Annotated in this window: 16 protein-coding genes; 13 read left to right on the top strand and 3 right to left on the bottom strand. The window is 41.1% G+C overall.

The genetic code is table 11. The features are described 5' to 3' along the window. Positions 1-876, bottom strand: coding sequence for a YicC/YloC family endoribonuclease (locus tag OCV82_RS12475; protein ID WP_154044688.1), 876 nt, complete (start codon positions 874-876; stop codon positions 1-3). Between the two features lie 106 nt (positions 877-982). Here OCV82_RS12475 and tsaB point away from each other — a divergent pair, with 106 nt between their 5' ends. The 8 genes from tsaB to OCV82_RS12435 all read left to right on the top strand — a co-directional run bounded on the left by tsaB (position 983) and on the right by OCV82_RS12435 (position 10,043). Then, entirely contained in the window at positions 983-1,672 is a 690-nt protein-coding gene (gene tsaB, locus OCV82_RS12470) for a tRNA (adenosine(37)-N6)-threonylcarbamoyltransferase complex dimerization subunit type 1 TsaB (RefSeq protein ID WP_154044687.1), read from the top strand. Positions 1,673-1,693: 21 nt separating this feature from the next. Beyond that, entirely contained in the window at positions 1,694-2,305 is a 612-nt protein-coding gene (locus OCV82_RS12465; RefSeq protein WP_154044686.1) for a DUF4290 domain-containing protein, read from the top strand. Positions 2,306-2,369: 64 nt separating this feature from the next. Next, complete coding sequence (gene murA, locus OCV82_RS12460) at positions 2,370-3,674, top strand: UDP-N-acetylglucosamine 1-carboxyvinyltransferase (RefSeq protein WP_154044685.1); 1,305 nt, start codon at positions 2,370-2,372, stop codon at positions 3,672-3,674. Positions 3,675-3,683: 9 nt separating this feature from the next. Further along, positions 3,684-4,199 carry a ribosome maturation factor RimM gene (gene rimM, locus OCV82_RS12455; RefSeq protein WP_154044684.1) on the top strand — a complete coding sequence of 172 codons (516 nt, stop codon included), beginning with the start codon at positions 3,684-3,686 and terminating at the stop codon, positions 4,197-4,199. A gap of 15 nt (positions 4,200-4,214) precedes the next feature. Continuing rightward, positions 4,215-5,072 carry a murein hydrolase activator EnvC family protein gene (locus OCV82_RS12450; RefSeq protein ID WP_154044683.1) on the top strand — a complete coding sequence of 286 codons (858 nt, stop codon included), beginning with the start codon at positions 4,215-4,217 and terminating at the stop codon, positions 5,070-5,072. A gap of 4 nt (positions 5,073-5,076) precedes the next feature. Further along, positions 5,077-6,234 (top strand): 1-deoxy-D-xylulose-5-phosphate reductoisomerase, encoded by a 1,158-nt coding sequence (dxr, locus tag OCV82_RS12445; protein ID WP_154044682.1) that lies wholly within the window; start codon positions 5,077-5,079, stop codon positions 6,232-6,234. Between the two features lie 33 nt (positions 6,235-6,267). Continuing rightward, a complete protein-coding gene (rseP, locus tag OCV82_RS12440) occupies positions 6,268-7,608 on the top strand; it encodes an RIP metalloprotease RseP (RefSeq protein ID WP_154044681.1) in 1,341 nt (446 codons plus the stop codon). 14 nt (positions 7,609-7,622) lie between these two features. Further along, positions 7,623-10,043: a S9 family peptidase gene (locus tag OCV82_RS12435; RefSeq protein WP_154044680.1), complete on the top strand. Its 2,421-nt coding sequence runs from the start codon at positions 7,623-7,625 to the stop codon at positions 10,041-10,043. A gap of 76 nt (positions 10,044-10,119) precedes the next feature. Here the strand turns inward: OCV82_RS12435 and xyl3A are convergent, their stop codons facing one another. Further along, on the bottom strand, positions 10,120-12,711 hold the full coding sequence (xyl3A, locus tag OCV82_RS12430; RefSeq protein WP_154044679.1) for a xylan 1,4-beta-xylosidase: 2,592 nt from the start codon (positions 12,709-12,711) through the stop codon (positions 10,120-10,122). A gap of 180 nt (positions 12,712-12,891) precedes the next feature. Next, positions 12,892-13,917: a DUF4468 domain-containing protein gene (locus OCV82_RS12425; RefSeq protein ID WP_154044678.1), complete on the bottom strand. Its 1,026-nt coding sequence runs from the start codon at positions 13,915-13,917 to the stop codon at positions 12,892-12,894. Between the two features lie 186 nt (positions 13,918-14,103). Here OCV82_RS12425 and OCV82_RS12420 point away from each other — a divergent pair, with 186 nt between their 5' ends. The 5 genes from OCV82_RS12420 (at position 14,104) to atpD (ending at position 19,952) form a co-directional block, all read left to right on the top strand. Continuing rightward, positions 14,104-14,805, top strand: a complete 702-nt coding sequence (locus OCV82_RS12420; protein ID WP_154044677.1) for a 16S rRNA (uracil(1498)-N(3))-methyltransferase — start codon at positions 14,104-14,106, stop codon at positions 14,803-14,805. 22 nt (positions 14,806-14,827) lie between these two features. Further along, positions 14,828-16,357 carry a DUF4836 family protein gene (locus tag OCV82_RS12415; protein WP_154044676.1) on the top strand — a complete coding sequence of 510 codons (1,530 nt, stop codon included), beginning with the start codon at positions 14,828-14,830 and terminating at the stop codon, positions 16,355-16,357. Positions 16,358-16,411: 54 nt separating this feature from the next. After that, positions 16,412-17,056, top strand: coding sequence for an ATP-binding cassette domain-containing protein (locus tag OCV82_RS12410; protein ID WP_394802662.1), 645 nt, complete (start codon positions 16,412-16,414; stop codon positions 17,054-17,056). Between the two features lie 12 nt (positions 17,057-17,068). After that, positions 17,069-18,247, top strand: a complete 1,179-nt coding sequence (locus OCV82_RS12405; RefSeq protein ID WP_154044675.1) for an ABC transporter permease — start codon at positions 17,069-17,071, stop codon at positions 18,245-18,247. 178 nt (positions 18,248-18,425) lie between these two features. After that, entirely contained in the window at positions 18,426-19,952 is a 1,527-nt protein-coding gene (gene atpD, locus OCV82_RS12400) for a F0F1 ATP synthase subunit beta (RefSeq protein ID WP_154044674.1), read from the top strand. Positions 19,953-19,955: the final 3 nt, after the last annotated feature.

Genomic DNA, 19,955 nt, shown 5'->3' with positions numbered 1-19,955 from the left:
TTACATTACGTTTAATACCTGTTCCTTGATTTGTTCCAGCTCGTCTTTCATCTGGACTACTATGTTTTGCATTTCTGCATGGTTTGACTTGCTGCCTGTAGTGTTGATTTCACGTCCCATTTCCTGAGCTATGAATCCAAGCTTCTTGCCCTGACCGTGTCCGCCTGCCATTGTTTCGCGGAAGTATTTCAGGTGGTTGGCGAGACGTTGTTTCTCTTCGTTGATGTCAAGCTTTTCGATATAGTATATCAGTTCCTGTTCCAGACGGTTCTTGTCATAGTCAACGCTTATTGTCTTCTCCAGTGCATCGGTGATTTTTTCTCTTATGCGTGCCACTCTTTCTTTTTCGAATGGTTCGATGGATGCGAGCAGACGTTCGATGTTGTCAATCTTTTCGTTGAATTTCTTTTCAAGAGCTGCTCCTTCCTGTTTGCGGAAGTTTACCAGTGCATTGATGGCTTCTTCCACAGCACCTTTGGCCACTTCCCATTCCTCGTCTTCCAGCACCTGCATGTCAACCTTTGTCAGTACGTCGGGCATGCGGAGCAGGGTGGCAAACCAGTCGGAAGGTAATGGAATATTACAAGTTTCTGATATATTCTTTATTTGTGAGTAGTAATTCTGGAGCAGTGCGGCGTTGATAGGAGTTGCTGCGTCCGAAGCTTCCTTTTCTATCCACAGGCTGAAGTCAACTTTTCCGCGTTCAAGACTTTTGGAAATCATGTTTCTGATTTCCATTTCTTTTTCTCTGTACAATGGGGCTATTCTGGCTGATACGTCAAGTGCCTTGCTGTTTAGTGATTTTATCTCTACGATAATTTTTTTATCGTTGTAAGTAACTGTTGATTTACCGTAACCGGTCATTGATTGTATCATAACAAATTCTATTTTTTTGCAAAAGTAAGGAAAAGTGAGGAATTTATAGAAAGAGAGTGGGATAAAAAGTGTATATTTGCAGACAATAATATATTAAAAGTAAACTATGTCGTGTATTTTACATATTGAGACTTCTACAGAAGTATGTTCCGTATCTGTAAGTCAGGACGGAGCTTCTATTTTTACAAAGGAAGATTTTAACGGACCATCTCATGCCACAGTGCTTGGTGTGTATGTTGATGAGGCTTTGTCGTTTGTTGATAATCATGCTATTCCGCTCGATGCAGTGGCAGTGAGTTGCGGGCCTGGTTCATATACCGGACTGAGAATAGGAGTTTCTATGGCAAAAGGTATTTGCTATGGCAGAAATATTCATCTGATAGGTATTCCTACGCTGGAAGTGATGTGTGTTCCTGTGCTTCTCAATCATGATTTGCCCGACGATGCTTTGCTGTGTCCTATGATTGATGCTCGCCGTATGGAGGTGTATGCCGCAATATACGACCGTTCTTTGAAGGCTTGTCGTGAAATCAGTGCCGACATAATAGACGAGAATTCTTATAAGGAATTCCTTGACGAACATCCGGTTTATTTCTTTGGTAACGGTGCTGCGAAATGTCGCGAAAAGATTACTCATACTAACGCTCATTTCATTGATGACATTCATCCGCTGGCAAAATGGATGTTCCCTTTGGCAGAAAAGGCTATCGCCTGTGAAGATTATAAGGATGTAGCTTATTTTGAACCTTTCTATCTGAAAGAATTTGTAGCTTCTACGCCTAAAAAACTACTTTGATATAAACATTATTACGAATATATGGAATACAATACACAGCAACGCCGTCTTCCGCTTCCTGAATATGGACGAAGTGTGCAGAACATGGTTGACCATGCGCTTACGATAAAAGACCGTGAGCAAAGGCAGATATGTGCAAACACTATAATCAAGATTATGCGCGGAATGTTTCCGCAATATAAGGACAATGCAGACCTGAATCAGAAACTTTGGGATCATTTGGCTATTATGTCTGATTTTAAGCTTGATATTGATTATCCGGTGGAGATTGTAAAGAAGGAAAGCCTGCATGTGAAGCCTGACAGGGTTCCTTATCCTCAGTCAAAATTGCGTTATAAGCATTATGGCCGTTTTGTGCAGGATATGATTAATGTTGCTGCAGGATATGAGGAAGGTGAAGAGAAAAGACAGCTCATCAATCTTATTGCCAACCAGATGAAGAAGGACTATCAGAACTGGAATAAGGATGGTGTCGATAATCAGAGAATTGTTGACGACCTGTGTGAGTTGTCCGACGGTAGAATAAAAATTACTGTAGATGATGTGAAAATGTTTGAACATCGTGTGTTTACGCAACGCCGTCGTCAGACAAACAACAATCAGCAGAAGCGTAAAAACAATAATGATAAGTAATTGTCGGTTATCATATGTCATCGTGTGGAATGACTAATGACAGACTGACTTAATAATTAAGAATATGAGCTCATTTGTAATAGAAGGCGGACACAAACTTCATGGAGAGATAACACCTCAGGGAGCAAAGAATGAAGTTCTGCAGATATTATGTGCCACATTGCTCACTTCGGAAGAAGTTACGGTTCATAATATCCCTAATATACTGGATGTGAACAATCTGATTCAACTTATCAGCGACATGGGGGTGAAGGTTTCAAAACTGAATGCTGACACTTATTCGTTCAAGGCTGATAACGTAAATCTGTCATATCTGGAAAGTGAGGAGTTTTTGCTCAGATGTTCCAAACTGAGAGGTTCTGTTATGCTTGTCGGACCACTGTTGTCGCGTTTCGGTAAGGCTATGATTTCAAAGCCGGGGGGAGACAAGATAGGCAGACGCCGACTGGATACACATTTTATCGGTATTCAGAAACTGGGAGCTTCATTCGAATATGATGCGGAACGTGGGGTATATACGCTTTCTGCAGATAATTTGAAAGGAACATACATGTTGCTTGACGAGGCTTCTGTGACGGGTACAGCCAATATTGTTATGGCTGCTGTACTTGCCGAGGGAGTGACGACTATATATAATGCAGCTTGTGAACCTTATCTTCAGCAATTATGCAAGATGCTGAACCGTATGGGAGCAAAGATTTCCGGAATAGCATCAAATCTGCTTACTATAGAAGGTGTAAAGGAATTGAAAGGTTGCACTCATACTGTATTGCCTGATATGATTGAGGTTGGTAGTTTCATAGCTATGGCAGCTATGACCAGAAGTGAAATTACCATTAAGAATGTTTCGTATGAGAACCTTGGTATAATCCCTGACAGCTTCCGCAGATTGGGTATCAGACTCGAGCAGAAAGGTGATGACATATTGGTGCCCCAGCAGGAACATTATGAAATAGAGTCGTTCATAGACGGATCTATTATGACTATAGCCGATTCACCATGGCCTGGACTTACTCCTGACTTGCTTAGTGTTATGCTGGTAGTGGCTACACAGGCTAAGGGTAGTGTGCTTATACATCAGAAGATGTTTGAAAGCAGGCTGTTCTTTGTTGACAAACTCATAGACATGGGAGCACAGATAATATTGTGCGATCCGCATAGAGCAGTAGTTATCGGTCATGACCATAATTTCAGTCTGAGAGGTGGAAATATGACTTCGCCGGATATACGTGCCGGAATTGCGTTGCTTATTGCTGCCATGGGAGCAGAAGGCACAAGCCGGATTCACAATATAGAACAGATAGACCGTGGATATCAGAATATAGAACAACGTCTGACTGCACTGGGGGCTCGTATCACAAGAATTTAATTAATACAGATGATTAGAAAAGAAGAAGTATATAAAATAGGAGTGATAAACAAACCTCATGGGGTGAAAGGAGAGGTTTCCTTTACTTTCACTGATGATATATTCGACCGTGTGGATTGTGATTATCTTATTTTGCTTATGGACGGGATTCTTGTACCGTTTTTTATAGAGGAATATCGTTTCCGTTCGGATAATTCTGCTTTGGTGAAATTTGAGGATGTGGATACGGCAGAAAAGGCCAGAATGTTTACCAATGTGGAAGTGTTTTTCCCTATGAAATATGTGGAGGAACAGGACGAAGTAACATCGTGGAACTATTTTGTGGGCTTCGAAGTGAATGATGTAAATCATGGAATACTTGGCAGGATAGTTGATGTGGATGACGCTACTATAAATGTACTGTTCGTTATTGAAAAGGAAGACGGAAGCGAGATCCTGTTGCCTGCACACGAAGAATTCATACTTGATATTGACCATAAGAAGAAGTGTGTGAAAGTGGATATTCCTGAAGGATTGTTGGAATAATAAAAACTGATGAGCATGAGAAAGAAAGGACGTAAGGCGTTTTGGCATAATATTAAGTTTAAATATAAACTGACTATCATCAACGAAAATACGTTGGAAGAGGTGGTAGGAATACATGTTTCCAAACTGAATGGGCTTTCTGTCCTTATATTTGCTTGCACTGTAATATTTATTATTGCTGCGTTGATAATCGCATTTACGCCACTGAGAAACTATTTGCCTGGTTATATGAACAGTGAGGTGCGCGAAATGGTTGTCGCCAATGCTTTAAGGGCTGATTCATTGAGACAGGCATTGGAAAAACAGAACATGTATATAATGAATATACAGGATATTTTCAGTGGAAAAATAAAGGCTGACACGGTTCAGTCGATAGATTCGCTCACCAATCTGCGTGCTGAACAGCTTATGGAAAGAACTAAGGAAGAAGAGGAATTCCGTCAGCAGTATGAACAGAAGGAACGGTATAATTTGCGTGCCATAGATACAGGGAATGCGGTGGCAGGACTGGTGTTTTTCAAGCCTGTAAACGGAGTTATGGATATGAATTTCGATCCTGAAAAGAAACATTACGGGATAGATGTGATAACTGGTCCTAATGCAAACGTTCTGGCTGTATTGGATGGAACTGTAATCATGGCTGCATATACAATAGACGATGGTTACGTAATACAAATCCAGCATTCGCAAAATTTTATCAGTATATATAAACACTGTGGTTCATTGATGAAACAACCTGGAGATAAGGTAAAAGGTGGCGATGTCATTGCTTTGGTGGGAAAAAGTAAGGAAAAGCCAAGCGGACATTATCTTCACTTTGAACTTTGGCACAGGGGTACGCCAATCAATCCGGAAAAATATGTAGTTTTCTAAGATTATGAAGAAACAGATAGCAATTTTGGGCTCTACTGGGTCTATTGGTACCCAGGCTTTACAAGTGATAGAGGAACATCCTGATTTATACGAAGTGTATGCTCTGACAGCTAATAATAAAGTAGAAAAACTTATTGAACAGGCCAGAAAGTTTCAGCCTGAGGCTGTAGTTATAGCAAACGAAGATAAGTATCAGCAACTTAAAGATGCTTTGGCTGACCTGCCTATAAAGGTTTATGCTGGAGCTGAAGCATTGTGTGAGATAGTGGAATCGGGACCGGTCAATATAGTTCTCACTGCAATGGTGGGTTATGCAGGTCTGAAACCGACCATGAATGCCATAATGGCCGGAAAAACAATTGCACTTGCCAATAAAGAAACACTGGTAGTTGCAGGAGAGCTTATAACAGAACTTGCACAGCAGTACAGGACTCCTATTTTGCCGGTTGACTCTGAACACTCGGCAATATTCCAGTGTCTTGAAATGAATAATCCTATCAGTAAGGTTATTCTTACTGCATCAGGAGGGCCTTTCCGTACATTCAGCATGGAACAACTGGCAACAGTAACCAAGGAACAGGCTTTGAAGCACCCTAACTGGAGTATGGGAGCAAAGATTACCATAGATTCTGCTTCTATGATGAATAAAGGATTTGAAGTTATAGAGGCCAAATGGCTTTTTGGAGTTAAGCCTGAACAGATTGAGGTGGTGGTTCATCCACAGTCGGTCATACACTCTATGGTGGAATATAAGGACGGTGCGGTAAAGGCCCAGCTTGGTGTACCAGACATGCGTCTGCCGATACAATACGCGTTCTCTTATCCTAAACGCGAGAGTCTGTCGGGCGAACGTCTTGATTTCATGAAATGCAATACACTTACATTTGAAGCTACTGACACAAAACGTTTCAGAAACCTTGCTTTTGCATACGAGGCTATGAACCGTGGAGGTAATATGGCTTGTATATTGAATGCAGCCAATGAGGTGGTTGTTGCAGCTTTCCTGAAAGACCAGATATCTTTCCTGGGTATGAGTGATGTAATCGAAAAAACAATGAATAAGGTGGCTTTCATCAGTAACCCTACATATCAGGATTATGTAGAGACTGACGCTATAGCACGCCGTATAGCTGCAGAGTTTGTCATAAATTCGGGCTTTTAGTCAATAACCTATTAAAAAAAGTAAGAAAAATCAATGGAGACATTTTTTATCCGTGCCCTTCAATTGGTGCTAAGCTTGTCTATTCTGGTCATAGTACATGAAGGAGGACACTTCTTTTTTGCGCGTTTATTCAAAATAAGGGTTGAGAAATTCTATATATTTTTCGATCCATGGTTTTCTTTGTTCAAATTCAAGCCTAAGAATTCGGATACGGAATATGGTGTAGGATGGTTGCCGTTAGGCGGATACTGTAAAATTGCAGGTATGATAGACGAATCGATGGATACCGAGCAGATGAAGCAGCCTGCACAGCCTTGGGAGTTCCGTTCAAAACCTGCATGGCAGAGATTGCTGGTGATGATAGGAGGTGTGATGATGAACTTCATTCTGGCTTTGTTCATCTATTCAATGATTCTGTTCACATGGGGTGACAAATATATCGCACTCAAGGATATGAGCTATGGGTTGAAGTTTAACGAAACTGCTCAGGAAATAGGTTTCCGCGATGGTGATATACTAATCAGTGCCGATGGAAAAGAACTTGACCGTTTCGGTATGGATATGATACGCAGTATGGTTGAAGCTAAGGAAGTGACTGTATTGCGTAATGGAGAAACTGTCAATATTGCCATGCCTGAATTGAGCCTTATTGATGTGGCACAGCAGGATCCTATGTTTGTTGATGTATTCCATCCTAATGTAGTCGATTCAGTGCTTGCAGGTGGCGGATTTGCAAATGCCGGAATACAGAAAGGCGACTCGCTTATAGCTGTCAACGGAAAAACTCTTAATTCATGGAATGACTTCCAGAACCAGATTGCCGATTTGAAACTTAGGGCTGAAGTTGCAGAAAAGACTACAGCGGAATTCTCTTTGGTGTATTCGCGTGCGGGAGTAAGAGATACCGTAAATGTGACTACTGACGAGCAGTTCAAAGTGGCTGCCTTTGGAGGACTGCTTAACTACACTCCTACGGTGCGTTCATTCGGTTTCTTCGAGTCATTCCCTGCAGGAGTTACTCTTGGTGTAAATACATTGAAAGGGTATGTGAACGACCTTAAATATGTATTCACTAAGGAAGGAGCCAAGAGTGTGGGTGGTTTCGGTACTATCGGAAGCATCTTCCCTAAGGTTTGGGACTGGCAACGTTTCTGGTCAATGACAGCATTCCTGTCTATTATATTGGCATTTATGAACATTCTGCCTATTCCTGCACTCGACGGTGGACATGTGCTCTTCCTTATCTATGAGATTGTGGCCCGCCGCAAGCCTAGCGACAAGTTCCTGGAACATGCTCAGATGGTTGGTATGTTCCTGCTTTTTGCATTGCTTATCTGGGCAAACTTCAATGACGTACTTAGATTCTTGTTATAATTAAATATCGAAATATGAAGAGAATTTTGTTTTCTGCAATATTGGGAAGTATGATGCTTTCTGCTACATTGGGCAAGGCCCAGGAAAGACTTCCGGAATATCTGCAGGCTGAAAAGTTTACCGAAAGTAAGCTTAAAAACATGTTGTTTTCTACCATGGTCGATCCTCACTGGTTTCAGAATGGAAACGGCTTCTGGTATGAATATAAGACTTCCGAAGGTAAGTTCTGGTATGTGGTAAACCCATCGCAAAAGAAGAAGGAACTGTTGTTCGACCGTGATAAGCTGGCAGCACAACTCACTGAAATAGTGAAAGACCCGTTTGAGGCAAGACAGCTTCCTGTTAAGAATCTTAAGGCTGAAGCTGACGGACGTACTTTTACTTTCGAAGTAGTGTCATCGCAGGATGAAAAAAATGATAAGGACAATAAAACCGAAAAGAAGGTTTTCTATTTTTCGTATGATTTTCCTTCAAAGAAACTGACTCACCTTGCAGATAAGGAAAAAGAACCTAAGAAACTAGGCTGGGCGTCTGTTTCACCCGACGGACAGTCTGTGGTGTATGCCAAGGACTGCAACCTGTATCGTATGAGCATTGCCGACTACCGTAAGGCTCAGAAGGATGAGAAAGACAGTACAATAGTAGAAATTCAGCTTACCACAGACGGTATGCCTGATTTCGGCTATGGTATTCCTTACAGCATACTGAATACAGACACTCTATGTAATGGCAAGCGCCGTAGAGCATGGGGCTGCTGGTCGCCCGATTCAAAGCATTTTGTTACTATAGTTTCGGATGACAGGGCTGTCAAGCCTTTGTGGGTAATAAATTCCATAGCTGAACCTCGCCCTACACTTGAGACATACAAGTATCAGATGCCGGGGGAAATGGAGGCACCGGAAGAACATCTCTATATATTCGATATGACATCGAACACACGTAAGGAGATTAAAGTGTCGGCATGGAAGAACCAGTGGTTGGGACTTGAAGAAAAACCAATGGAAAAGAAACAGAGAGACATGGAATTCCGTCCTTCGGTATGGCAGGGTGACAATAACCGTTTCTTCGTTACACGATATAGCAGAGATCTTCACCGTATTGACGTGTGTACATATACAGTAGGAGAGGATTCCATCGTTCCAATAGTGAAGGAACGCATGAATACTTATCAGGAAACTCGTCCTATACATGTATTGAACGGAGGTAAGGAATTTATACAGTGGAGCGAACGCGACGGCTGGGCGCATCTTTATCTATACGACGACAAGGGAAATCTGAAGAACAGAATTACCGAAGGACCATGGCATGTGGAGCAGGTATTGAAGATAGATGAGGCTACACGTACCGTATATTTCCTGGCAAACGGTAAGGAAAAGGATGAGAACCCTTATTACGAACATCTGTATAAGGTAAATGTAAACGGAAGCGGGCTTACAAGACTGACAAAAGGAGATTACTTCCATCAGATTTCATTGTCGGACGATGCACAGTTTGCGGTAGATAATTTCTCGCGTGTAAACACGGTGCCGTGTGCAGACCTGATTGACAGAAACGGAAACAAGGTGATGACTATTCAGGAAAGTGATTTCTCAAACCTTAAGGCTGCGGGATATAAGTTCCCTGAACTTTTCAAGGTTAAGGCTGCCGATGGTGTGACAGACCTTTATGGAGTGATGTACAAACCATATGACTTTGATTCAACAAAGGTATATCCTATCATAGACTATGTATATCCGGGACCTCAGGTTGAGGCTGTATATTATCCGTTTACACGCATGAGTATCCGTACCGACCGTTTGGCTCAGGCTGGATTTATCGTCATTTCTGTAGGTCAGAGAGGAGGACATCCAAGCCGTTCGAAGTGGTATCACAATTATGGTTACGGCAATATGCGCGATTATCCTTTGGCAGACCACAAGGCAGCGGTTGAGCAGCTGGCTGCACGATATAAATATATAGATATAAATAAGGTAGGTATTCACGGTCATTCCGGTGGCGGTTTTATGTCAACAGCCGCAATATGCCAGTATCCTGATTTCTACAAGGCTGCAGTCTCATGCGCAGGAAACCATGATAACCGTATCTATAACCGCTGGTGGAGTGAAACACACCATGGAGTGAAAGAAACTGTTTCTGAAAAAGGTGATACTACATTCGTATATAAGATAGCTACTAACCCTGAGATAGTAAAGCAATTGAAAGGTCATCTTTTGCTGGTTCACGGCGACATAGACAACAATGTTCATCCGGCAAATACTACACGCGTGGTAAATGCGCTTATCAGGGCAGGCAAGCGTTTCGATATGCTATATCTTCCGGGACAACGTCATGCTTTTGGAGATATGAATGAATATTTCTACTGGAGACTTGTAGATTATTTTTCAGAGCATCTGAAGGGACAAAGTGAAAAATCGGTAGATATTCCTAAGAGGTGATAGAACTTTCTTATATATAAAAACAAATCAGGCTGTCCATGAGGGCAGCCTGATTTGTTTTTATACTGTATGTAGATTATTCGGCTATCGTAACCTTAGCCGATTTCAGCTTCTTGATGTCTGATGTTCCACCATAAAGGATTTCGTATTCACCTTCAAGTGTATGCATAGTATTGCTGTTTGTGTCAAACCATTCAAAGCTTTCAGGAGTAAGTTGGAATTTCACATTGCTTGTCTCTCCCTGACCTATATTTACACGTTTGAATTCTCTTAAAGTCAAAATAGGGCCTTCTTTGTCGTCCGGACGGCGCAAATAAACCTGAACAACTTCTTCTCCGTCGCGTTTGCCTACATTGCTTACAGGAATTTCAAGCGAAAGTGTTTCATCAGCCTTTATAGTTTGAGAACTTAAAGTTGCGTCTCCATATTTGAAAGATGTATAACTAAGACCGTGGCCGAACGGGAATAACGGTTCGTCTGTGAAATATCTGTATGTACGTCCTTTCAGTGAGTAATCTTCGAAGTCAGGCAATTGGCTTGTGCTCTTGTAGAAAGTGAGCGGAAGTCTTCCGGCAGGATTATAGTCACCCATAAGAGTTGCCGCTACAGCTCTACCTCCAGCCTGTCCTGGATACCATGCCTGAAGGATAGCGTCGCACAGCTGTGCTTCTTTTGTAAGTGCCATAGCCGAGCCTGAGAAGTTGACCATAACGATTTTCTTTCCGGCTTTTTTCAGTGCGGCAAGCAACTTGGTCTGTATTGCTGGCAGTTCTATACTTTCTCTGTCTCCACCGTTAAATCCTGGTATTCTGATAGGCATTTCCTCGCCTTCAAGCTGAGGTGAAATACCACCTGCAAATATAACTACATCTGCATCTTTTACTTTGTTTACGGTTGAAGAAAGGTTTAATGGAACTTCGCGTCCGAAATCGAAATTCAGTGTCGCACAGTTTCCTTCTGTAGCAACATAATCAACCTTTATGTCATATGTTTTTCCTTTTTCGACGTTCATCTCGTAAGCATGCGAGTTCTTAACGTTTAGTCCCGATGCAACTTCTTTTCCGTCTATATATAATCTGATATATCCCTGAGTCTGGAAGCTGAATGCTATAGTCTCATCTTTTACCGGTTTCAGTTCCGATTCATATCTTGCCGAGAAATTTCCGAGGTTTACGCCAGGAGCAAATACTGTGGCACCGGCTGTGGTGAAATGGAAAGGAGTACCTACATGAGCGGTAACGTCAGGATCGCCTTCCTGCTTCATCTTGTTCCAATACAAAGCCTTGAATCCTTTTTCGCCATCGGCACTGCACAAATCGAACAGACTTTGCAAAGATACTTCAGAAGTGTGGTCACATCCCTGTTCGTATATAATCTGTGATTCGGGAATGATTTCTTTCAGTCCTTCAAGCAATGTTATAGTCTTGCTTGGAAATCCATTATAGTTACCCCACTGCATTACAGAATCATTAGCGTTAGGACCGATAACCGCTATCTTCATATTCCTGTTTAATGGGAGTATGTTGTTCTTGTTTTGAAGTAGGACAAGTGATTCCTCAGCCATTTTCAATGCAAGGTCTTTATGTTCTTTGCAATCTACAACGCTGTAAGGGATTTCTTTCCATGATACATTTTCGTCCATTTCGCCAAGCTCGAAACGTGCTGTCATAAGGCGTTTCAATGAATTGTCGAGAGTCTCTTCCTTTATCAATCCTTGTTTTACGGCGTCAACCAGCGAACCGTAGCTCTCGCCACATTCCAGGTCTGTTCCTGAATGTACAGCTTTTGCACTCGCATGCTCAGCGTCAGGTTCAGTGTTATGATGTCCTTCAGTATAAAAATCGGCTATAGCCCAACAGTCGGACAGAACGATACCTTTAAATCCCCATTCATCGCGCAAAATCTGCTGCAAAAGCCTTGTACTTCCACAGCATGGTTCGCCTTCGTATCTGTTGTAGGCACACATCACTTCTTTTACTCCGGCTTTTGTCACCAGATCCTTGAATGCCGGAAGGTAAGTTTCCCATAAGTCGCGAGGATCAATATTTTCGGCATTGAACACATGTCTGTTCCATTCCGGTCCGCTGTGTACTGCATAGTGTTTTGCACATGCGTGCAGCTTGTCGTATTTTGTGGAGTCAGGTCCCTGTAATCCTTTTACTACGCTGATACCCATTCTTCCTGCCAGATACGGGTCTTCACCATAGGTTTCCTGACCTCTTCCCCAACGCGGGTCTCTGAAGATGTTTACGTTAGGAGTCCAAAAAGTAAGTCCCTGATATCTTTGCAAGTCTCCGGATTTGGAAAATTCTGTATTCTTGGCTCTGGCTTCATCGGAAACGGCTGTGAATACATCGTATAATAACTCATCATCAAATGATGCAGCCATACCTATACATTGTGGAAATACAGTTGCTGTTCCGGCTCTTCCTACACCGTGTAATGCTTCGTTCCACCAGTCGTATTTCTTTATTCCAAGTCGTGGAATGGCAGGTGAGTTCATTTGCATTAACGATACTTTTTCTTCCAGATTTAATCTGCTGATAATGTCTTCAGCCCTTTCTTCGGGCGATAATGAAGTGTTTTTGTAGGCCGGTTCCTGGCATGAGAACAAGAGGATTCCGCAGCCGGCCAATGCGAAGAAACGCCATGTTTTTCTATTTTTCATAAGATATTAAGAGTTTATGTTTATATAGTGTATTTCATACATTAAAACTGTGGGTAAAGTTATATGTTTTTTTGTAATATTGTTATTGTTAGGTGATGTATTTGAACAGAATATAACTTTTTTATATGAAAAAAGCCAACCGTCGGAGGTTGGCTTTGATGATTTTATTATGTATATGATTTACAGGTTGTTTATTTCAGCTGATGTCACTTCGCATATATACATTATATATTCTTTAGAAGTGTCGATGTTCTGATTTAGAGATTTAAGTTCTTCTGAAGACATATTTTGTGTCATGGTCTTCTTACATTCTATGATGATTGCAGCATCTATTGATTTTCCTACATAGAATGAAATCTTATACTCTGAGTTTTCTTCCATATTTTTACATATCTCGGAATTCTTCTTGTCTATGAGGATATATGCAACGTCTTTGTTGAACAGTTTTCCGAAGCCTCCCCATGACTGATGTGACACTTCGGTTTCTTTATTTCCGGATGTTATTGTAATTCTACCTTTGGCAGCTATATCGTTGAGGTTTCCCGGTAATTGTGATACGGAAACTTTTCCTGATGTATTGGCAGGAGACTGTACAGGAGTTGTTGTAGGATTGTCAATAAGCTTTTGTCCCAGACTTTCTCTTGCTGAGCTGAACAGCTCATCTTTCAAATCTATAGTCTCACGTCTGAATTTTCCACAGATAGGTGCCAGTTTTGTTTTTTTCTTGTTCAGTGCCATATCGTCTGTAATCCATTCTTCGGCAGAATAGCGTTCACCTCCGTCTCTGTTTTCGTCATACCAATATCTGATACGGCTCATTGTGAGATGGCATGTACCATTCTCCACCTGAATGTAGAAATGATAGTAGATTCTTGTTCTGTCTAATGACAATGCCGAAGAACTGAATACGATGTATTCCTCTGCCGATGCTACAATTTCACCGTTTTCCTCATTTGTATATACTACACGGCTTGTTAGTTTATTATCGGATACAAATCTTTTCTCGGCCCATTCGAGCATTGATTTGTATAGTTCATCTTTTGTCATTGTCGGGACTTTTATTTCATCCTCGAATGTTATCTTGTCATCTTTGAAAGTTATTGCACCTTCCAAATATTTTGGATTCGAATTGTCATTTTTTTTATTGTCTTTGGCAATAGCGAAAAATGGCATAATCGCCAGCATAATTAATAGTAATTTTTTCATGTGTGTTTGTTTTTCTTGTTATTATCAGCAAATGTATATAAAAAATCTTTTTGGGATGATATAATGTATTATTTCTATTTGTTTATCTTTGTTAAATGACATGTCGTTTTAATTTAGACGTATGTAGCATCAGATGTGTCGGAAAAAATAGCTACATTTGTTCGTTTTTATATCAAGTTTATTATTATGCACGTATTTTATACACCTGACATTCTTACAGATCCGGAATTGCCTGCAGAAGAAGCAGGACATTGTGTGAGAGTTTTACGTTTGAACATTGGAGATGAAATTCTACTTACCGATGGAAAAGGGTATTTCTATAAGGCAGTGATAAGTGCTGCCACTTCAAAGAGATGCCAAGTAAGTATTAAAGAAAAAATATTCCAAGAACCATTATGGAAAGGTCATCTGCATATAGCTATGGCTCCCACCAAAATGATGGACAGAATAGAATGGTTTGCCGAGAAAGCTACGGAAATAGGTCTTGACGAGATTACTTTCCTTAATTGCAGGTATTCCGAACGTAAGGTTATTAAGACAGAAAGAATTGAGAAAATTGTCGTATCTGCAGTAAAACAGTCTTTGAAAGCCCGTAAGCCGGTGATAAATGAAATGACTGATTTTGAAAAGTTCATGAATATGGACTTCAAGGGCGATAAGTTTATTGCTCATTGCAATGAGGGTGAAAAAACATTGTTGAAAGATGCAATAGTGCCAGGAAATGATGTTTTGGTGCTGATCGGTCCTGAAGGTGATTTCAGTGTAGAGGAAGTGGAAACAGCCATCAGGAAAGGTTTTAAGCCTGTAAGTTTGGGAAAGTCGCGTTTGCGTACTGAAACGGCGGCATTGGTTGCCGTTCATACTATGAATCTGTTGAACGCTGAATAATAATGTATAATCGGATAAAGGTATGAAACTAAGATTTATATATATTCTTGTACTGGCATTTATTATGTCGGCATGTGATAAAGGTTCTGATTATAGAAATGCCATCCCGTCAAAATCGGCGGCAGTTGTGGCTGTTGATTTGAATTCCATGTCGGAGAAGATGGGGCTCAGTGGTGAAAAAGTTGACAAACCTCTTCTTGACAAGCTGGAAAATATGGTTAAGAGCGGATTGACAGGATCGGATGCTTTGATAGAAAAGATCTTTGATGATGGCACGGAGAGTGGATTAGGTCTAAAGGATAAGATTTACTTATTTGCCGGTGAACAGGCAAAAATGGGTGGCTTGCTTGTAAAGGTTACCGACAGGGATAAATTGGAAAAACTTCTTGATGTTCTCAAAAAGCAGCAGTTGTGTTTGTCGGTGAAAGAGGCAGACGGATGCAGGTGGACTATAGTTGGAGACTGGCTTCTGGCGTATAGTAAAAGTGCTTTTATTCTTGTTGCTGACAATAAGGGGTCAGACCCTGAATCGTTGGTGCGTCAGGCTTCAATGTGGTTGAGACAGAAAGACGGTGAAGGATTTTCCGCATCAGAAGATTTTACATCTATCGAGAGCAAGAATGGTGATATAGTGATGTGGACATCGCTTGAACTCTTGCCTCAGGAGGCTGTATATCCGTTGACAATGGGAGTTTCTGCCGAACTGAAGCTGAAAGATGTAAAAGCTTTGTCGGTGGTTGATTTTCAGCAGGGAAAAACTGTTGTTGATATAGAGACAATGATTGACGATAAAGTGATGAAAAATATCCTTGAGAAGAAACAGCAGGTGACTTCAAGTATAAAAGGCAATTACCTTGATATGTTCCCGTCGAGTACTCCTTTTTGGGCAACGGCAAATATTAAAGGAGGCGAATTCTATGATTTCTTGTGCGAAAATCCGGCTATGAGAAGATATTTTGACAACTCCATGATACCTTTGGATTTTCGTTCGATTTTCAATGCGATAAGCGGAGATGTGGCTTTGGCTATGTCCGGTACTGACGGAAGAGAATTCATAGCATATGCAGATGTGAATTCTGATTCTTTTATGGAGTCCTTTGAGCGACTTAAAGCTATGGCTCTGCTTTCAGGAGGGCAGGTAGTTCTGAAAAATTATGGTGACAAAGGATATGAATTCAAGACTGTTGACGGAAGTCTTGTAGGACTGTCTTCCGGTCCTTTATCATTATGGATAGGAGTGAAGGACGGGAAATTATATGTAACCAACAAGGAGTCATTGATTGACAGGCGTGTGTTGGGACTCTCGTTGAGAAATCGCAAATGGGGTGACAGGGTAGCCGGTCAGAAGTTCTTTATGGTTTCTGATTTGACGTCGTTAAATCGTATTTTTGACTTGAAGCATCTCAAGGGAACTATGGCTTCTGCATTGGCTTTCTTCGGTGGACTTGATTGTCTTACAGTGGAATCTGCCGATGGAGAAAATGTGCATATTGAGATATTGATGAAAGATAACAATAAAAATCCATTGGCTACATTGCTGAATTATAGATAATGTAAGATTTGTCGTCTGCATGTGTACCCATAGAATTTAATAAAGTGATATAAGGTGGAAAAAATATGTTTGAATAATATCGTACCTTCTATATTCTCGTCTGTAGAAAAGATGGATTCCGGTATCTGGAGAAGAGATGTTGTTTTTCAGAAAAAAAAGTCTTATCTGATTGAAGCTGCATCCGGTACAGGAAAATCGTCGCTTATCAGTTTTATATACGGATACAGGAAAGATTATGAGGGGAAAATATGTTTTGACGAAACGGATATCAGAACATTCTCCGGCAAAGATTGGACTTCCATGAGACAAAATAACATAGGTTTGATGTTTCAGGAACTCAGGCTCTTTCCTGAACTTACGGCCGGAGAAAATGTCATACTGAAAAATAACCTTACTGCGTTTAGAGAAGAAAAACAAATCAGACAATGGTTTGAAATGTTGGGCATTGACAATAAATGGTCGGAACCTATAGGCAGGATGTCGTTTGGGCAGCAGCAGAGAGTAGCGTTTATAAGGATGTTGTGTCAGCCTTCAGACTTCCTTTTCCTGGATGAGCCAGTCAGTCATTTGGACAATGCAAATGGCGAAATTATGGCTTCGATTATTGAAAATGAAATAAAGGAGAGAGGGGTAGGAGTGATAGTGACATCCATCGGTCGCCGTTTACAGATGAATTATAGTGAGGAAATAAAACTTTAAGTAGATAGGAATATGCTTTGGAAATTATTAAGACAACATATAAGCGTGTCACAATTGGCCGGATTTTTTATTGCCAATCTGTGCGGTATGGTTATTGTGATGCTTGGCGTTCAGTTCTATAGTGACGTGTCGCCTGTGTTTGAGGAAGAGGATAGCTTCATAAAAAAAGATTATGTAGTTGTCACAAAGAAAGTAAGTACTATCGGAAGTCTGTCAGGGAAAAGCTCTGCTTTTTCTTCGCGTGAGGTGGAAGATATCAAGTCGCAGCCTTTCACGGTGGAAGTAGGAGAATTCCAACCTGCACAATTCAAGGTTTCTGCCGGAGTATCTTTCGGAGGAATGAATATGAGCACGGCAATGTTTCTTGAATCTGTTCCCGACAATTTTGTGGATGTGAAGGCAGATGACTGGAAATATGTAGAAGGACAAAAGGAAATCCCGATAATAATTCCCAAAAACTATCTTAACCTGTACAATTTCGGTTTTGCCAGAAGCAGAAATCTTCCACAGTTGTCTGAAGGAATGATAGGTATGGTATCGCTGGATTTATACATTTCCGGCAATGGAATGAGTGAAATGAAGAAAGGTCGTATAGTGGGATTTTCCAACCGACTGAATACAATTCTCGTTCCGGAATCGTTTATGAATCTGGCAAATCATAAATATGGCGGAAGCAATGAACTGAAGCCTTCAAGAATAATCATAGAAGTGGATAATCCTGCTGATGAAAGAATAGCACGTTTTTTCGGAGATAACGGATATGAAACTGAGGATAATAAACTGGATGCAGGAAAAATTACATGGTTTCTCAAGATGGCTGTAGGAATAGTCATGGCAATAGGACTTGTAATAAGTGCGCTGTCATTCTATATATTATTGTTGAGCATATATCTGCTTTTACAGAAAAACACTGATAAATTGGAGAATCTAATTCTTATGGGATACAGTGCATCACGTGTTTCGATGCCATATCAGATACTAACGGTTGCGATAAACTTTGCGGTGCTGGTCATAGCCGTGTTTTTATTGATTGTAATAAGAGGAATGTATTCCGGTGTGTTGTCTGATATGATACAAGGTATTGATGACGGTGGAATAGTTGTTTCATGTATGGTAGGAGTTATATTGTTCCTGTTTGTGTCCGCATATAACATAATTGCAATAAGAAGAAAAGTCAATGCTATAATATAAAGTATAAAAAGTCTTTATGTGGTGTGATAATATGTAAATGGTATTGGGAAATATTTCTCTTATTATGTCCTATAACATTGTTTAACGGCTAAAAAATGTTACATTATGGTACATCTTTACTGGATAATATATTAAATTTGCGATATACAATTTAGATAATTATTTAACAGATTAGTTTATGTCAAAAATCGTTGGACATATTTCGCAGGTAATTGGTCCGGTTGTGGATGTTCACTTCGATCTGGAGGGATTGGATGCCGAAGTTGCACTGCCGAAAATACACGATGCAATGACTGTAGTCCGCAAGGATGGTCGTACATTGGTTATTGAGGTACAGCAGCATATAGGCGAGGATACTGTACGTACAGTAGCTATGGACAGTACAGACGGACTAAAACGCGGAATGGAAGTTGTACCTACCGGACAGCCTATAACCATGCCGGTGGGAGCACAGATCAGAGGACGTGTGATGAACGTAGTGGGAGAGACAATAGACGGAATGTCCGAACTGGACAAGAAGGACGGTTTCCCTATACACCGCGAGCCTCCACGTTTTGAGGATTTGGCAACAACTCAGGAGGTTTTATTTACAGGTATTAAGGTTATTGACCTTTTGGAACCATATCTGAAAGGTGGTAAAATCGGATTGTTTGGTGGTGCAGGTGTAGGTAAGACTGTGCTCATCAAGGAGTTGATTAACAATATTGCAAAGAAACACAATGGTTTCTCTGTCTTTGCCGGTGTGGGTGAACGTACTCGTGAAGGTAACGACTTGCTTAGGGAAATGATTGAATCAGGCGTTATCCGCTATGGTGAGGAATTCCAGAAGAGTATGGATGAAGGCTACTGGGATTTGTCGAAAGTTGACTATAAGGAAGTAGAGAAATCGCAGGTTGCGATGGTGTTCGGACAGATGAACGAACCTCCTGGCGCACGTCAGTCTGTAGCTCTGTCAGGATTGACACTTGCCGAATCTTTCCGTGACCGCAAGACTGAAGAAAACAGCCCTAAGGACATATTGTTCTTTATCGATAATATATTCCGTTTTACTCAGGCAGGTTCTGAGGTTTCTGCGCTTTTAGGACGTATGCCTTCGGCTGTAGGTTACCAGCCTACTCTGGCTACTGAAATGGGTAAGATGCAGGAACGTATCACTTCTACCAAGGATGGTTCCATCACATCAGTTCAGGCTGTATATGTGCCTGCCGATGACTTGACAGACCCTGCTCCGGCTACTACATTTACTCACCTTGACGCTACTACAGTGTTGAGCCGTAAGATTGCCGAGCTTGGTATCTATCCTGCAGTTGACCCACTGGATTCTACATCGCGTATCCTTGATCCGCTGATTGTGGGTAAGGAGCATTACGAGACTGCACAGAGGGTTAAACAGATTCTTCAGCGTAACAAGGAACTTCAGGATATTATCTCTATTCTTGGTATGGATGAACTTTCTGACGAGGACCGTCTGACTGTGAACCGTGCTCGTAGGGTACAGAGATTCCTTTCACAACCGTTTGCCGTGGCAGAACAATTTACAGGTGTTCCTGGTGCTATGGTTTCAATAGAAGATACAATCAAGGGATTCAAGATGATTCTTGACGGTGAAGTTGACTACTTGCCGGAACAGGCATTCCTTAATGTAGGAACTATCGAAGATGCCATAGAGAAAGGAAAGAAACTGCTTGAGGCTGCTAAAGCATAACGC

The organism is Bacteroides cellulolyticus (assembly GCF_025567135.1).
Classification (GTDB): Bacteria; Bacteroidota; Bacteroidia; order Bacteroidales; family Bacteroidaceae; genus Phocaeicola; species Phocaeicola cellulolyticus.
The sequence above is the reverse complement of the archived record's forward strand: the minus strand, read 5'-3'. Positions and strand labels throughout refer to the sequence as shown.

Coding starts and splice junctions, on each gene's coding strand:
- rseP (WP_154044681.1), top strand. CDS start 6,268: ATGGAGACATTTTTTATCCGTGCCCTTCAATTGGTGCTAAGCTTGTCT.
- OCV82_RS12475 (WP_154044688.1), bottom strand. CDS start 876: ATGATACAATCAATGACCGGTTACGGTAAATCAACAGTTACTTACAAC.
- OCV82_RS12405 (WP_154044675.1), top strand. CDS start 17,069: ATGCTTTGGAAATTATTAAGACAACATATAAGCGTGTCACAATTGGCC.
- dxr (WP_154044682.1), top strand. CDS start 5,077: ATGAAGAAACAGATAGCAATTTTGGGCTCTACTGGGTCTATTGGTACC.
- OCV82_RS12425 (WP_154044678.1), bottom strand. CDS start 13,917: ATGAAAAAATTACTATTAATTATGCTGGCGATTATGCCATTTTTCGCT.
- xyl3A (WP_154044679.1), bottom strand. CDS start 12,711: ATGAAAAATAGAAAAACATGGCGTTTCTTCGCATTGGCCGGCTGCGGA.
- OCV82_RS12415 (WP_154044676.1), top strand. CDS start 14,828: ATGAAACTAAGATTTATATATATTCTTGTACTGGCATTTATTATGTCG.
- OCV82_RS12435 (WP_154044680.1), top strand. CDS start 7,623: ATGAAGAGAATTTTGTTTTCTGCAATATTGGGAAGTATGATGCTTTCT.
- atpD (WP_154044674.1), top strand. CDS start 18,426: ATGTCAAAAATCGTTGGACATATTTCGCAGGTAATTGGTCCGGTTGTG.
- OCV82_RS12465 (WP_154044686.1), top strand. CDS start 1,694: ATGGAATACAATACACAGCAACGCCGTCTTCCGCTTCCTGAATATGGA.
- OCV82_RS12420 (WP_154044677.1), top strand. CDS start 14,104: ATGCACGTATTTTATACACCTGACATTCTTACAGATCCGGAATTGCCT.
- tsaB (WP_154044687.1), top strand. CDS start 983: ATGTCGTGTATTTTACATATTGAGACTTCTACAGAAGTATGTTCCGTA.
- murA (WP_154044685.1), top strand. CDS start 2,370: ATGAGCTCATTTGTAATAGAAGGCGGACACAAACTTCATGGAGAGATA.
- rimM (WP_154044684.1), top strand. CDS start 3,684: ATGATTAGAAAAGAAGAAGTATATAAAATAGGAGTGATAAACAAACCT.
- OCV82_RS12450 (WP_154044683.1), top strand. CDS start 4,215: ATGAGAAAGAAAGGACGTAAGGCGTTTTGGCATAATATTAAGTTTAAA.